Origin of the sequence: Bradyrhizobium sp. CCBAU 51765, from assembly GCF_015291725.1 — a bacterium.
Classification (GTDB): Bacteria; Pseudomonadota; Alphaproteobacteria; order Rhizobiales; family Xanthobacteraceae; genus Bradyrhizobium; species Bradyrhizobium liaoningense.
This window is the reverse complement of record NZ_CP030038.1, coordinates 3,828,670-3,843,632: the sequence shown is the minus strand read 5'-3', so window position 1 is coordinate 3,843,632 and position 14,963 is coordinate 3,828,670. Positions and strand designations below refer to the sequence as shown.

Sequence of the window (14,963 nt, the reverse complement as noted above, 5' to 3'; positions counted from 1 at the left end):
GGCCCTCACTTCGGCGCGATGCCGGCGAAATGCAGCACGCCGGCCACCACGATCACCATCACCAGCGACAGCGGCAGGAACACCTTCCAGCCGAGGCGCATCAGTTGATCGTAGCGGTAGCGGGGCACGATCGCCTTCGCCATCGCGAACAGGAAGAACATGAAGAACAGTTTCAGCGAGAACCAGATGATCCCCGGCACCCAGTTGAAGGGCGGCAGGTCCACCGGCGGCAGCCAGCCTCCGAGGAACAGGATCGTCGCCAGCGCGCACATCGTGACGATCGCGACATACTCGCCGAGCATGAACAGCAGGTACGGCGTCGAGCCGTATTCGACCATGAAGCCGGCGACGAGCTCGGATTCGGCCTCGACGAGGTCGAAGGGCGGACGGTTGGTTTCCGCCAGCGCCGAGACGTAGAACACGACGAACATCGGGAACAGCGGCCAGACGTACCAGTTCAGGATGGTGAGCTGCGGCAGCCCGATCAGGCTGGCGAGGCCGCGCGCGTGCTGCGCCTCGACCACGGCCGACAGGTTCAGCGTGCCGGCACAGAGCAGCACCGTGATGATGACGAAGCCGATCGAGACTTCGTAGGACACCATCTGCGCCGCCGAGCGCAGCGCGGCCAGGAACGGGTACTTCGAATTCGACGACCAGCCGGCCATGATGATGCCGTAGATCGACAGCGACGAGATCGCGAAGATGAAGAGGACGCCGACATTGATGTCGGCGATCACCCAGCCGAGATTGGTCGGGATCACCGCCCAGGCGGCGAGCGCGAGCACGCAGGACACCAGCGGCGCCAGCAGGAACACGCCCTTGTTGGCGCCGGCCGGAATGATCGGCTCCTTCAGCACGAACTTCAAGAGGTCGGCGAAGGATTGCAGCAGGCCCCACGGGCCGACCACGTTCGGGCCGCGGCGGATCTGCACCGCCGCCCAGATCTTGCGGTCGGCGAGCAGGATGTAGGCGATCGCGATCAGGAGGACGACGAGCACCAGGACGCTCTGCGCGACCATGATGATCAGCGGCCAGAGGAACCCGGTCCAGAATGCGCTTTCGAAGAATTCCATCAGATCACGCTCACTCCGCTGCGGTCAGCATCTGCCCGGAGGCGAGGCGCGAGCATTCCGCCATCACGGCGGACGCACGCGCGATTGGGTTGGTCAGGTAGAAGTCCTCGACCAGAGGCTTGAACGGTGCCTTCTCGGGCGAGCCGCCCTTCCCGGCCAGCTTCTTGACCTGGTCGGCGGAGCCAGCCTCGATCTGGTCGAGACGCATCAGATGCGGCACGGCCTTGAACATCGCTTGGCGCAGCTGCGCAAGCGAGTCGTAGCCGAGCTTCTTGCCGAGCGCTTCCGACAATGCGCGGATGATCGCCCAGTCCTCGCGGGCTTCGCCTGGCGGGAACGCGGCGCGGCCGGTCATCTGCACGCGGCCCTCGGTGTTGACGTAGATCGCGGACTTCTCGGTGTAGGCCGCCGCCGGCAGGATGACGTCGGCACGATGTGCACCGCGGTCGCCATGGGTGCCGATATAGACGACGAAGGTGCCGTCCGGCGCCTTGATCTCGTCGGCCCCCAGCAGGAACAGCAAGTCGAGCGTACCGAACGTCGTCATCTGCGCCGCGTTCAGCCCACCCGCAGCTGCGGAGAAACCGATGTCGAGCGCACCGACGCGCGAGGCGGTCTCATGTAGCACGCCAAAACCGTTCCAGCCGTCCTTGACCGCGCCGACATTGAGCGCGAGCTTGGCGGCGGCGGCGAGGATGGCAGCGCCGTCGTGACGGGCGGCCGCGCCCGCACCGACCAGAATGATCGGATTCTTGGCGTTCTTCAGCACGTCCGTGAAGGAGTGCTTGCCGGCCGCGAGCTCGCCGAGCGTCTCGGTGCCCGCGCCGAGATGGTCGTAGTCGTAAGTGAGGTCGGCCTTGGCGCCGATCACACCGACCTTGAAGCCGCCGGCACGCCAGCGCTTGCGGATGCGGGCATTGAACACGGCCGCCTCTTTCCGCGGGTTGGCGCCGATGATGAGCAGCGCATCCGCCTGCTCCACGCCCGCGAGCGTCGGGTTGAAGATGTAGGAGCCGCGGCCGAGCGAGGGATCGAACGCATCGCCCCCCTGCACCGCCAGATTGCTCGAGCCGAACCTGGCGAGCAGATCCTTCAGCGCGAACATCTCCTCGACACCGGCGAGGTCGCCGGCGATCGCGCCGATGCGCTTGCCGTCGGTGCGCGCCGCCTTGGCGGCGATCGCGGCGAAGGCCTCGGTCCAGCTCGCTGCGCGCAGTTTGCCGGCCTCGCGGATATAGGGCCGGTCGAGCCGCTGGGTGCGCAGGCCGTCGACCACGTGGCGGGTCTTGTCGGAGATCCACTCCTCGTTCACGGCCTCGTTGATGCGCGGAAGGATGCGCATCACCTCACGGCCGCGCGTATCGACACGGATCGCCGATCCCAGGCCGTCCATGACGTCGATCGACTGGGTCTTGCCGAGCTCCCACGGACGCGCCGCGAAGGCGTAGGGCTTCGAGGTCAGCGCGCCGACCGGGCAGATGTCGACGAGGTTGCCCTGCAGTTCCGACGTCAGCGCGTGCTCGAGATAGGTCGTGATCTCCATGTCCTCGCCGCGGCCGGTCGCGCCCATCTCGGGGGCGCCGGCGACTTCCGCCGAGAAGCGGACGCAGCGCGTGCACTGGATGCAACGGTTCATCGAGGTCTTGACCAGCGCGCCGAGATATTTGTCCTCGACCGCACGCTTGTTCTCGGCGAAGCGGCTGGTGTCGACACCATAGCCCATCGCCTGGTCCTGGAGGTCGCACTCACCGCCCTGGTCGCAGATCGGGCAGTCCAGCGGATGGTTGATGAGAAGGAACTCCATCACGCCTTCACGCGCCTTCTTCACCATCGGCGAACGGGTGGAGATCTCCGGCGGCTCGCCCTTGGGACCCGGACGGCAGTCGCGCACGCCCCAGGCACAGCTGGCGACCGGCTTCGGGCCGCCCTTCACCTCGACGAGGCACATCCGGCAATTGCCGGCGATCGACAGCCGCTCGTGATAGCAGAAGCGCGGAATCTCGGCACCGGCCGCCTCGCACGCCTGGAGCAGCGTGTATTCGGCGGGGACATCGATCTCCTTGCCGTCGATGATGAGCTTGGTCATGTCTCTTACTCCGCCGCGACCATGTTCACGGGATCGCGCACGCCGATATCGTCGATGTCGGCCTTGTGCGAATACTGGTCGATGCGCGCTTCGATCTCGTGACGGAAATGCGTGATCAGGCCCTGGATCGGCCAGGCCGCCGCGTCGCCGAGCGCGCAGATGGTGTGGCCTTCGACCTGCTTCGTCACTTCAAGCAGCATGTCGATCTCGCGCTTGTGGGCGCGGCCCTCGGCCATGCGGGTCAGGACCCGCCACATCCAGCCGGTGCCCTCGCGGCACGGCGTGCACTGGCCGCAGCTCTCGTGCTTGTAGAAATAGGAGATGCGGGCGATGGCGCGGATCAGATCGGTGGACTTGTCCATCACGATCACGGCCGCGGTGCCGAGGCCCGAGCGCAGCTTGCTCAAGGAATCGAAATCCATCGGCGTGTCGATGATCTGCTCCGCCGGCACCATGCGCACCGACGAGCCGCCGGGGATCACGGCCTTGAGGTTGTCCCAGCCGCCGCGGATGCCGCCGCAATGCTTCTCGATCAGCTCACGGAACGGAATGCCCATGGCTTCTTCGACGTTGCAGGGCCGCTCGACATGGCCGGAGATGCAGAACAGCTTGGTGCCGACATTGTTCGGACGGCCGATGCCGGCGAACCACGCCGCGCCGCGGCGCAGGATGTCCGGCGCAACGGCGATCGACTCGACGTTGTTGACGGTGGTCGGGCAGCCGAACAGACCGACGTTCGCCGGGAACGGCGGCTTCAGCCGCGGCTGGCCCTTCTTGCCTTCGAGGCTCTCGAGCAGCGCGGTCTCCTCGCCGCAGATATAGGCGCCGGCGCCGTGGGCGACGTAGATGTCGAACGGCCAACCGTTGACGTTGTCCTTGCCGACCAGCTTGGCCTCGTAGGCCTGGTCGATGGCGGCCTGGAGATGCTCACGCTCGCGGATGAACTCGCCGCGGACATAGATGTAGCAGGCGTGCGCATTCATCGCGCAGCTGGCGATCAGGCAGCCCTCGATCAGGAGATGCGGATCGTGCCGCATGATCTCGCGATCCTTGCAGGTGCCGGGCTCGGACTCGTCGGCGTTGACGACGAGATAGCTCGGCCGGCCGTCGGTCGATTCCTTCGGCATGAAGGACCATTTCAGACCGGTCGGGAAGCCCGCGCCGCCGCGGCCGCGGAGCCCCGAGGCCTTCATCTCGTTGATGATCCAGTCGCGGCCCTTGTCGATGATGTTCTTCGTGCCGTCCCAGGCGCCGCGGCGCCGCGCGCCCTCGAGCCCCCAATCGTGGAGGCCGTAGAGGTTCTTGAAGATGCGGTCCTTGTCCTCGAGCATATCAGTGCTTTCCGATCAACGATTGGACTGCTTGTAGGCAAGTCCGGCGGCGCAGATACCAAACGTCAGCGCCCAGAGCAGACTGGATTCCAGCGAAGCGTTCAGGCCGAAGCGCTGAAGCAGGAAGATGAAAGCGGCCGCCACGACGGCGTGCATCGCGATGAAGCCCCACTTCTTCATGGCACCGCTCCCCTGCATTGCCGGCGACGAGAGGTCACGCATCAGGTGATCTCCTTCAGCGTGGTCGGCCCGGTGATCGGCGCCGAGTACTGGCGGCCGTTCTGCGGACCCGGCTTGGGCGGGTTGCCCGAAGCAAAACCGTCGAGCACCTTGCCGAAGCTTTCCTTGGTCAGGTCCTCGTAAGTATCCTTGCCGATCAGCACCATCGGCGCATTCACGCAGGCGCCCAGGCACTCCACCTCTTCCCAGCTGAAATTGCCGTCCTTGGAGAGATGGAAGGGCTCGTGATGGATGCGGTGCTCGCAGACGTGGATCAGATCTTCGGCGCCACGCAGGCGGCACGGCGTGGTGCCGCAGACCTGGACATGGGCTTTCTTGCCGACGGGGGCGAGCTGGAACATCGTGTAGAAGGTTGCGACCTCCAGCACGCGGATATAGGGCATGTCGAGCATGTCGGCGATGACGCGGATCGCGGCTTCCGACACCCAGCCGTCATTCTGCTCCTGCGCGCGCCAGAGGATGGCGATGACGGCGGAGGCCTGGCGCCCGGCCGGATATTTCGCGATCTGCTGCCTGGCGAATGCGAGGTTCTCCTCCGTGAACGCGAAGCTCGCGGGCTGGACTTCCTTCGGTGCTAGTCGGCGAACGGACATCTCTCATCTCTCACTGCATACGGCGCGCGGTTTTCGCATTCAGGGCATCGATCCTGTCCTGCCAGAATGCGCTTGCGGTGCCGAAAACGTTGTAGCCGACGTGGGTCGAGACCTTGATGCGGTCGAGGATCGACAGCTCGGTCACGGTCTCCATCCGGTTGCTGCGCGGATCGAACACGATCAGCTTCAGCGGGGTCTGTTCGAGGATGAAGCGCGACACCGCGTGAGAGCGGTCGCTGCCGTGCTCCTCGCACATGATGACGCTGTCGGCCTCGAGCAGCCGGGCGCCGCCCTTGATCGCCTCGATCTCGACGCCCTCGACGTCGAGCTTGATCAGGTATTTGCCGGTGGCCGCGACCTTGCCGTCGTCGATGAGGTTGTCGAGCGCGATCACGGACACTTCTTCACCGCCCGCCGACGGATCGCCGGCAATGCTGAAGGCCTCGTGCTTGGTGCCGGACAGCCGCGCGGTGCCGCGGGCCGCGCCGATGGCGCATTTCATCGTCTCGAAGCGGTTGCCGTTGACGCGGGCGTTGTTGGCGAGCTTCGGATAGTTCTGCCCCGACGGCTCGATCGCGATCGCCTTGTGCGAACCAAAGGGCTTGCTCGACACCAGCACCGACCAGTAGCCGTAATTGGCGCCGCAATCGAGCAGCGTGTAGTCGACGTCGATGGAGTCGGCGAACAGCAGCTCGAGCTCGTCCTCGTAATTGTAGGAGCGGTTGAGCAGCTTGCTCCAATAGCCGTCGCCGTAGGGGAATTCGAACACGGCGTCAGGATTGAGCCTGATCGCGATGTTGCGCTCCGGCAGCGTCCTGCGCAGCAGATTCGCGCAGGCGATGTAGCCCATGTGCGAGAAATGCGAGGAGATCTTCGATCCCGTCACCAGCGCCAAGGCAGCCGTCCGCTCCCACAGGTTGGCCCCTTCCAGGGCCCCCGAGGCGCGGTCAAACTGGATTGGCGCCTGCTGCCCCATCACCGATCGACCTCTCCGAACACGATGTCGAGCGAGCCGAGAATGGCCGAGACGTCGGCGAGCAGATGGCCGCGGCAGATGTGATGCATCGCCTGGAGATGGGCAAAGCCCGGCGCGCGGATCTTGCACTTATAGGGCTTGTTGGTGCCATCGGCGACGAGATAGACGCCGAACTCGCCCTTCGGCGCCTCAACCGCGGCGTAGACTTCGCCGGCCGGCACGTGGACGCCCTCGGTGTAGAGCTTGAAGTGGTGGATCAGCGCCTCCATCGAGCGCTTCATCTCACCACGGCGCGGCGGCGCGACCTTGTTGTCCTCGACGACGACGGGGCCCTTGCCCTCAGGCGCGTTCAGCTTCTGGATGCACTGCTTCATGATGCGCACCGACTGGCGCATCTCTTCCATGCGGATCAGATAGCGGTCGTAGCAGTCGCCGTTCTTGCCGATCGGAATGTCGAAATCCATCTCGGCGTAGCACTCGTAGGGCTGCGACTTGCGCAGGTCCCACGCCGCGCCGGAGCCGCGCACCATCACGCCGGAAAAGCCCCACTCCCAGGCCTCCTTGAGCGGCACCACGCCGATGTCGACGTTGCGCTGCTTGAAGATGCGGTTGGCGGTGAGCAGCCGGTCGAGGTCGTCGACCACTTTCAGGAACGGATCGCACCAGGCCTCGATGTCGTCGACCAGCTTCTGCGGCAGGTCCTGGTGCACGCCGCCGACGCGGAAGAAGGCTGCGTGCATGCGGCTGCCCGAGGCCCGCTCGTAGAACACCATCAGCTTCTCGCGCTCTTCGAAGCCCCACAGCGGCGGGGTCAGCGCGCCAACGTCCATCGCCTGCGTGGTGACGTTGAGCAGATGCGACAGGATGCGGCCGATCTCGCAATAGAGCACGCGGATCAGCTGGCCGCGGCGCGGCACCTCGATGCCGAGCAGCTTTTCGGCCGCGAGGCAGAAGGCGTGCTCCTGGTTCATCGGCGCGACGTAGTCGAGCCGGTCGAAATACGGGATCGCTTGCAGATAGGTCTTCTGCTCGATCAGCTTCTCGGTGCCGCGATGAAGCAGGCCGATATGCGGGTCGACGCGCTCGACCACCTCGCCGTCCAGCTCCAGCACGAGACGCAGCACGCCATGGGCCGCAGGATGCTGCGGTCCAAAATTGATGGTGAAGTTGCGGAGATTTTCAGGTTGCTCAGTCATGATCAGACCTTTGGTCCCGCCTTCTCGTCACCGGGAAGCGGATAGTCCGCGCCTTCCCACGGCGAGAGGAAATCGAACTTGCGGAATTCCTGGTTGAGCCGCACGGGCTCGTAGACCACGCGCTTCTCCTGGTCGTCGTAGCGGACCTCGACGAAACCGGTGAGCGGGAAGTCCTTGCGCAGCGGATGCCCCTCGAAGCCGTAGTCGGTGAGGAGGCGGCGCATGTCGGGATGACCGACGAAGAACACGCCATAGAGGTCGTAGGCCTCGCGCTCGAACCAGTCCGCGCCCGGGAATACGTCGATCAGCGACGGCACCTGCGTGGTCTCGTCCGCCTGGGCACGGAGCCTGATCCGCGTGTTCAGCGTCGGCGACAGGAAGTGATAGATCACGTCGAAACGCTTCTCACGATCGGGATAGTCCACCGCCGTGATGTCAGTGATGTTGACGAAACGGCAGTTCGGATCGTCGCGGAGGTACTTGACCACCTCGACGATCTTGACGGCCTCGACATCAACCGTGAGCTGGTTGAAGGCCACCGAATGACCGGTGGCGGCGCCCGGAAGCGCGCTAACGATCGTCTGCCCCAGGGCGTCGAGCTTGGCGTCGTCCATGACGTAAAACCTTAGCGTTCGATGGTGCCGGTGCGCCGGATCTTCTTCTGCAGCAGCAGCACGCCGTAGAGCAGCGCTTCCGCCGTGGGCGGGCAGCCCGGCACATAGATGTCGATCGGCACGATGCGGTCGCAGCCGCGCACGACCGAGTAAGAATAGTGATAGTAGCCGCCGCCATTGGCGCACGAGCCCATCGAGATGACGTAGCGCGGCTCGGGCATCTGGTCGTAGACCTTGCGCAGCGCCGGCGCCATCTTGTTCGTCAGGGTTCCCGCGACGATCATCACATCGGACTGGCGCGGCGAAGCGCGCGGCGCGAAGCCGAAGCGCTCGACGTCGTAGCGCGGCATCGACACTTGCATCATCTCGACCGCGCAGCAGGCAAGGCCGAAGGTCATCCACATCAGGGAGCCGGTGCGCGCCCAGGTGATGAGGTCGTCGGTCGCGGCCACGAAGAAGCCCTTGTCGGACAGCTCGGAATTGACCTCGAGGAAGAACGGATCATTGGCCCCGACCGGCTTGCCGGTCGACGGATCCAGGATGCCTTTCGGGGCCGGCGCAACAACCGGACCGGCGGACGGTGCAGGGTTCAATCCCATTCCAGTGCTCCCTTCTTCCACTCATAGGCGAACCCGACCGTCAGCACGGCGAGGAACACCACCATGGACCAGAAGCCGGTCGCGCCAAGCTTGCCGAACGCCACCGCCCAGGGAAACAGGAACGCCACCTCGAGGTCGAAGATGATGAAGAGGATGGCGACCAGATAGAAGCGGACGTCGAACTTCATGCGGGCGTCGTCGAAGGCGTTGAAACCGCACTCATACGCCGACAGCTTTTCCGGGTCCGGCTGCTGAAACGCCACGATGAAGGGCGCGATCAGCAGCACCAGGCCAATGAGGCCCGCTACCCCTATAAAGACGACGAGTGGTAGATAGTTCTGAAGAATGCCGCTCATTGACGAGCCCTTTTTCCCGTAGCCTCGGGACAGCCACGGATTCGTCCGATTTGGAATTATTCTGAGCCTTAGCGCAGTGCACCAATGGGCGCAAGACACGCTCTTTTCAGGCCCTTTGCCGCTCCCAGAACGGTGAAAATCCCGGAATCACCCCGCGGCTGGTATGGAGCAGATCGCCTGACCCAGCAAGGGCAGTCACGGTTTCGCAGGTCAGCAGTTCTGAGATTGCGGCGCTCGGGCCGGGACAGCCATGCGCGATGCGCTGACGACCAAAACGCTCGGTTTTCCTGGTGCGGCAGTACACTCAAACCCCGGCAATGACTGCCGCAGCGCCCCTCCTGCCACCGCAGCGGCAGATTTTGCCAACGGTCTCCCGAGCAGCACAGCCAAGGGAGCCAATCAAGGGGGCCAATCATGGCGCCCGCCGCGATCAGGACAGGTGCTGCAGAGATACTATCCACAGCTGCGCGCGATCGGAAGAGCCATGCGTCACGACGAGGCCGGGTCTCGTCTGGCGAATGCGTCGGCCCGCGCCCCCGTCCCGGACTGGCCGCGAGCGCGGCGGCGGCGACCCGGTCGGTCGCTCGCGCCGCGCCCGGATGAGCTTCGGGCTGGGGGGCATAGCCCGCAGGCTCATCGATCTCGGGACGGAAGATCGGCGATCGGACGGCTAGGCGGAGCAGAAGGACGATCGCGATCGGCTGGTCCAATTCTCCGAGCCTGCCGCCACGACGTCCCGCCCCCGCCTGACCTCACCACTTGTAGGAGACGCTGGCGGTGATGCGCCGGCGATCGCCGTAGAAGCAGGACGTGGACGATGCACAGCTCGCGACATAGATCTTGTCGGTCAGGTTGACCACGTTGAGCGCCGTGCGCCAGTTCTGCCATTCATAGTGGAGCGCGAGGTCGCCGAGGACGACTGCGGGAACCTCGAGCGTATTGGCTGTGTCCGCCCAGGACGAGCCGACGTAGCGCACGCCACCGCCGAAGCCGAACCCCGCGAGCGGCCCGTCCCTGAAGGTGTAGTCCGCCCAGCCCGACACCAGGAGTTCAGGCGTGTTGGTCGGCGTCTTGCCGACGAGCGCCGGATCGAGGTCCTTGCTGTTGAAGAGATGATAGGCTGCAAAGGAGCCGATCAGCTTCAGCTCCTTGGTGGCGTTGGCCACCGCTTCGAGCTCGATGCCGCGCGAGGTCACTTCGCCCGTCTGGTTCTGCAGCGTGGTGATCACCGGATCGGTGGTCGGCACATTCTGGCGCTTCAGATCGAACACCGAGGCGGTAAAGTAGCCGTCAAATCCCTTCGGCGCGACCTTCACGCCGACCTCGACCTGTCGGCCGGTTTCCGGCAGGAACAGCTGATTTTGCGCGTTGAGGCCAATGACCGGATTGTAGCTGGTTGCATAGGAGACATAGGGCGCGATGCCGTTGTCGAAATTGTAGATCAGCCCGGCCCGTCCGCTGAACCTGCTATCGTCGCGGCTGGCGAGCGTCGCGCCGGTATCGCGGGCGGCCTGCGTCGTCTCGACCCAGTCATTGCGACCGCTCAGCACCAGCGTGAAGTTTCCAAGCTTCATCTGGTCCTGAAGATAGGTGCCCGCCTGCTTCTGCGTGATCTGGTAGTTGCGGAACGGGGCGCCCGTGAGCGGAATGTTCAGACCATAGACGGGATTGAACACATTGATCGAAGGGACGGTGCCAAAATTGAAGCTCTGGTAGTCGTCGATCTGATAGCCCTTGAGATCCACACCAAACAGCATCGTGTGCCTGACGGCACCGGTGTTGAAACGATACTCCAGCTGGTTGTCGAGATTGGCCTGGTTCGCGGTGTTTTTCGCATACCAGTTATAGCGGCCCATCGTCGCCGTGTTGACGTTGTCCCAACCGTTGCCGATGTAACCGCGATAGGTCAGGTCGATATGCGCAAATCGCGCATTCTGCCGGAAGGTGAGATCGTCAGTGAGATTGCGCTCGAACTGGTAACCGAGCATCTCCTGCTCGCGCGTGAACTTGTCCACGCTGGGATCCCCGACGAAGAAGCTGGTCGGAATCTTTCCGAACGGCGCGTTGGTCACCGTGCCCTGGTAGGGCAGGAAGTTGATGCCGCGGGTGTCCGTCTTCGACGCCGACGCGAGAACCGTGAAGGTCGTATCGGCATCAGGCTTCCAGGTGAATGACGGTGCGATGAAATAGTTGTTATCAGGCGTGAAGTCGACCTGCGTGCCGCCGTTCCTGACCTCGCCGACGACGCGGTAGAACAGCTTGCCGTCCTGGGGCTGCGTTGCCACAGGGCCGCCGACATCGAAGCCGACATAGGCGTTGCCGAAATTGTTGACGCCGGTCTCGATGTAACGGATCGGCTCGGCCGGCGGCATCTTGCTGATGACGTTGACGATGCCGCTCGGGCTCGATCCGCCATAGAGCACGGCGGACGGACCGCGCAGCACCTCGACGCGCTCCATGTTGGACGGCGGCAGCCGCCAGCTCGCATAGGACGTGTAGAACAGTTGCAGGCCGTCGAGGAACAGCCCGATGTCGTCGGACTTGAAGCCGCGGATCAGCCACCAGTCGTTGCGGGTGTCCGCGCCGAATGTCCCTGCCCGCACGCCGGCGGTGTAGCGCAAGGTTTCGTCGAGCTTCATCGGCTTCTGGTCGCGGATCTGCTCGGCGCTGATCACCGACACGGACTGCGGTGTTTCCATGATCGGCGTGTTGGTCTTGGTGCCGGACGAACTGCGGCCGGCGACGTAGCCGTTCACCGGGCCGCGCGGCGTCTCGACGAAGCCGACATTGCGCTGCGGCTGCTGTGGTCTGTTTCGAGTGGCGACCTGTTCCGACGCCCGCGGCAGACGGCGCTGAGGAGTTGTGGCCGCACGGCGACGCGCTTCCGGCGCGGTGACGGTCACTGCCGGCAGGTTCTGCGCGCCACTCTGCGAGGAAGATTGTGCGAGCGATGCCTGCGGCATCAAGACCCAAGCGGATGCGGTCGCCAACACGGCAGACCGCAGCATTCCAAGACTGTTCAACGCGCCACCCCAAAGCTGCATGTGTGATGCAACATGCCGCCTGTCCCGAAACGGCATGCGCTTGCGGTGACGCTTATGTGAGAGCGCGCGGAATCCCTAATTGAAAGCTTCTTAGAGAAACTCTTAGAAGCGCTCCAACATTTCTCGTTGTTGCAGCGAGATCAGCGCGCATTTCTGTTCGCTCTCGAACATCCCGGCGGCGATCACCGCGAGCTCACCGCCTGTCGCAGCACTGCAAGTAGCTCGGCCGCGCTGAGGCCACCGCGATCAGGGAGGTCAGACTCTCGCTGCAACTTCGGACTTCGGATTTCACGATCAGCTTGCGCGACAAGGATCTGCGAACGTTGGGCTGATCTGTCCCTGCCCTGGCCGACGGCCTCGACGCCGCTGATCGTCCGGGCCCGCGTCTGTCCCCGGACGAAACCGGCCGGCCCGAGAGATGAAACCATTTTGCGGAACCCGCGAAACGATCCGGAAACAGATCGTCCTTAAGACAAAGCCATAGACGGCGGCAAAGCCCGTCGGGAGGCTCAGATGAACCACTCAATTCACTCCGCTGATCGTGCGACCCACCTGAAAATCGTGGTGGTGGCGCTGGTGGCCGGTATCGTCGTGGCCGGCTTCGGGATCGCAGCCCGCACCCATGCCGATTACGGCCAGACGGCCCAGTCGACGCCTGTGATCAAGGCCGGCAAGCCGGTGGCGGTCACGAGTGCGGCGAGCTCGGAGATTCGCTGATACGTCCCTCTTCCGGGCTGACCAATGGCCGCCCCCCGGGCGGCCTTTTTGTTTTCCAGGGCAATGCTTAGCCGAGACAGGCCGGTAAAGCGCAACGTCCTTGACTTCACCATGTCCCCCCTTTAAGTCCCCCCTCGTTCCGCGCGCGTCGAGCGAACCACGCGGGAGTAGCTCAGTTGGTTAGAGCGCCGGCCTGTCACGCCGGAGGTCGCGGGTTCGAGCCCCGTCTCTCGCGCCATTTTGGCAATTCCTTCATAGCCTTAGCCCGAATTTCTCCACGCCTGTCGCGTCTGCCGGCGTTCGGCGGGAACTCCCGGCATAGTCAGCCCACGTCCGAATCGTCTACGCCTTCCGAGACTTAGAGGGATCCCCGCGCATTTCCGGCTTTTCCGGGGCTTCCTGTGGAATCGAGGAGGCCAGTCATGGCTAAGAAGGATTCGGCGAAGAAGGCAGCCGCTCCCGCGACCATCACGCTCAAGCACCTCGCCGCCGACATCGCGGAGCGCCAGGACCTCTCGAAAAAGCACGCCGAAGCCGTCCTGACCGATATGGTCGACCTGATCACCAAGCACCTCAAGAAGGGCGACCGTGTCCGTATCGTGGGCCTTGGCATCCTCCAGGTCCGCAAGCGCGCCGCCCGCACCGGCCGCAATCCCGGCACCGGCCAAGCGATCCACATCAAGGCCAGCCGGAAGGTCGCGTTCCGCCCGGTGAAGGAACTGAAAGAGGCGATCTAGCGCTTACGATTCATTAGGCCTGATCGGAGCTCGTTCGGCCGCATCGTGGCCGGCTTTTCTGATATACCGCCTGCTTCCCTCACGTTCGGCGGTTCGACCAGAAATGTCCTCCCTCACCTTTTCGCACACCGTGACCGAGCGCTTCCTGCGCTACGTCACCATCGACACCCAATCCGATCCGGAATCCCCCAGCTCCCCCTCGACCGAGAAGCAGAAGGATCTCGGCCGCGTGCTCGCCGCCGAGTTGAAGGCCATGGGCGTCGAGGACGCTCATCTCGACGATTACGGCTATGTCTACGGCACCATTCCGGCCAACACCGACAAAAAGTTGCCGGTGATCTGCTTCTGCTCGCACATGGACACATCGCCCGACGTCACCGGCAAGGACGTCAAACCGCAAATGGTGAAGAACTATCGCGGCGGCGACATCGTGCTGCCCGGCGACACCAGCCAGGTGATCCGCCTTGCCGAGCACCCGGCGCTGAAGAACCAGATCGGCAACGACATCATCACTACCGACGGCACCACGCTGCTGGGGGCAGACAACAAGGCCGGTGTCGCCGAGATCATGGATGCCGCGCATTTCTTCCTCAACAACCCCGATGTGAAACACGGCACCATCAGGATCCTGTTCACGCCGGACGAGGAGATCGGCCGCGGCGTCGACAATGTCGACATGAAGAAGCTGGCCGCCGATTTCGGCTACACCATGGATGGCGAAAGCGCCGGCTGCGTCGAGGATGAGACCTTCTCGGCTGACGGCGCCACCATCACCATCAACGGCGTCAGCGCCCATCCCGGCTACGCCAAGGGCAAGATGGAGCACGCGATCAAGATCGCCGCCGCCATCGTCGAGCGGCTGCCGAAGGAAGGCTGCTCACCGGAGACGACCTCGGGCAAGCAGGGCTTCCTGCATCCGATCAGCATCGAGGGCGCGCTGGAACAGGCGACGCTCTCCTTCATCGTCCGCGACTTCACCGAGGAAGGACTGAAGGAGAAGGAGGCCCTGCTCGAGGGCATCGTCAGGGACGTGATGAAGGACTATCCGCGCTCGACCTACAAGTTCGAGGTCAAGGAGCAGTACCGCAACATGAAGCAGGTGATTGATCGTCACCCGCACGTTGTCGAATACGCCGTCGAGGCCATCCGCCGCGCCGGCCTGCGTCCGATGCGCACCGCTATCCGCGGCGGCACCGACGGCTCCCGCCTGTCCTTCATGGGCCTGCCCTGCCCCAACATCTTCGCCGGCGAGCACGCGTTTCATTCGCGGCTCGAATGGGTCAGCCGGCAGGACATGGAAAAGGCGGTGCAGACCATCGTCCACCTCGCCATGATCTGGGAGGAACGGGCCTAGGGCCCCTCACCGTCGTCAATATTGAAATGGCCGGGCTCACGCCCGGC

At 64.2% G+C, this 14,963-nt stretch carries 14 protein-coding genes and 1 tRNA gene; 4 read left to right on the top strand and 11 right to left on the bottom strand.

Features of this window, described 5'->3' with window-relative positions; translation table 11 throughout:
- Window positions 1-5: 5 nt before the first annotated feature.
- The 11 genes from nuoH to XH96_RS18420 all read right to left on the bottom strand — a co-directional run bounded on the left by nuoH (window position 6) and on the right by XH96_RS18420 (window position 12,072).
- Window positions 6-1,073 (bottom strand): NADH-quinone oxidoreductase subunit NuoH, encoded by a 1,068-nt coding sequence (nuoH, locus tag XH96_RS18470; protein ID WP_194393702.1) that lies wholly within the window; start codon window positions 1,071-1,073, stop codon window positions 6-8.
- 10 nt (window positions 1,074-1,083) lie between these two features.
- A complete protein-coding gene (gene nuoG / locus XH96_RS18465) occupies window positions 1,084-3,159 on the bottom strand; it encodes an NADH-quinone oxidoreductase subunit NuoG (protein ID WP_194393701.1) in 2,076 nt (691 codons plus the stop codon).
- A 5-nt stretch (window positions 3,160-3,164) separates the two neighbouring features.
- Entirely contained in the window at window positions 3,165-4,490 is a 1,326-nt protein-coding gene (nuoF, locus tag XH96_RS18460) for an NADH-quinone oxidoreductase subunit NuoF (protein ID WP_028178209.1), read from the bottom strand.
- A gap of 15 nt (window positions 4,491-4,505) precedes the next feature.
- On the bottom strand, window positions 4,506-4,712 hold the full coding sequence (locus XH96_RS18455; protein WP_194393700.1) for a hypothetical protein: 207 nt from the start codon (window positions 4,710-4,712) through the stop codon (window positions 4,506-4,508).
- Window positions 4,712-5,323, bottom strand: coding sequence for an NADH-quinone oxidoreductase subunit NuoE (gene nuoE / locus XH96_RS18450; protein ID WP_194393699.1), 612 nt, complete (start codon window positions 5,321-5,323; stop codon window positions 4,712-4,714). The genes XH96_RS18455 and nuoE overlap by 1 nt, the downstream gene beginning before the upstream one ends.
- Before the next feature lie 10 nt (window positions 5,324-5,333).
- Window positions 5,334-6,299, bottom strand: a complete 966-nt coding sequence (locus XH96_RS18445; RefSeq protein WP_194394173.1) for an FkbM family methyltransferase — start codon at window positions 6,297-6,299, stop codon at window positions 5,334-5,336.
- Window positions 6,299-7,495, bottom strand: coding sequence for an NADH-quinone oxidoreductase subunit D (locus XH96_RS18440; RefSeq protein WP_194393698.1), 1,197 nt, complete (start codon window positions 7,493-7,495; stop codon window positions 6,299-6,301). The genes XH96_RS18445 and XH96_RS18440 overlap by 1 nt, the downstream gene beginning before the upstream one ends.
- A 2-nt stretch (window positions 7,496-7,497) precedes the next feature.
- Complete coding sequence (locus XH96_RS18435; RefSeq protein ID WP_194393697.1) at window positions 7,498-8,109, bottom strand: NADH-quinone oxidoreductase subunit C; 612 nt, start codon at window positions 8,107-8,109, stop codon at window positions 7,498-7,500.
- 11 nt (window positions 8,110-8,120) lie between these two features.
- Window positions 8,121-8,702, bottom strand: coding sequence for an NADH-quinone oxidoreductase subunit B family protein (locus tag XH96_RS18430; RefSeq protein WP_371740171.1), 582 nt, complete (start codon window positions 8,700-8,702; stop codon window positions 8,121-8,123).
- Window positions 8,699-9,064 (bottom strand): NADH-quinone oxidoreductase subunit A, encoded by a 366-nt coding sequence (locus XH96_RS18425; protein WP_008136158.1) that lies wholly within the window; start codon window positions 9,062-9,064, stop codon window positions 8,699-8,701. The genes XH96_RS18430 and XH96_RS18425 overlap by 4 nt, the downstream gene beginning before the upstream one ends.
- Before the next feature lie 752 nt (window positions 9,065-9,816).
- Window positions 9,817-12,072, bottom strand: coding sequence for a TonB-dependent siderophore receptor (locus XH96_RS18420; RefSeq protein ID WP_194393696.1), 2,256 nt, complete (start codon window positions 12,070-12,072; stop codon window positions 9,817-9,819).
- A 549-nt stretch (window positions 12,073-12,621) separates the two neighbouring features.
- Between XH96_RS18420 and XH96_RS18415 the strand changes: the two genes are divergently transcribed.
- The 4 genes from XH96_RS18415 (at window position 12,622) to pepT (ending at window position 14,916) form a co-directional block, all read left to right on the top strand.
- Window positions 12,622-12,825, top strand: a complete 204-nt coding sequence (locus XH96_RS18415; RefSeq protein WP_194393695.1) for a hypothetical protein — start codon at window positions 12,622-12,624, stop codon at window positions 12,823-12,825.
- Window positions 12,826-12,986: 161 nt separating this feature from the next.
- Window positions 12,987-13,063: transfer RNA gene (locus XH96_RS18410), tRNA-Asp, on the top strand.
- A 184-nt stretch (window positions 13,064-13,247) separates the two neighbouring features.
- Window positions 13,248-13,562 (top strand): HU family DNA-binding protein, encoded by a 315-nt coding sequence (locus XH96_RS18405; protein WP_194393694.1) that lies wholly within the window; start codon window positions 13,248-13,250, stop codon window positions 13,560-13,562.
- Window positions 13,563-13,665: 103 nt separating this feature from the next.
- Entirely contained in the window at window positions 13,666-14,916 is a 1,251-nt protein-coding gene (pepT, locus tag XH96_RS18400) for a peptidase T (RefSeq protein WP_194393693.1), read from the top strand.
- Window positions 14,917-14,963: the final 47 nt, after the last annotated feature.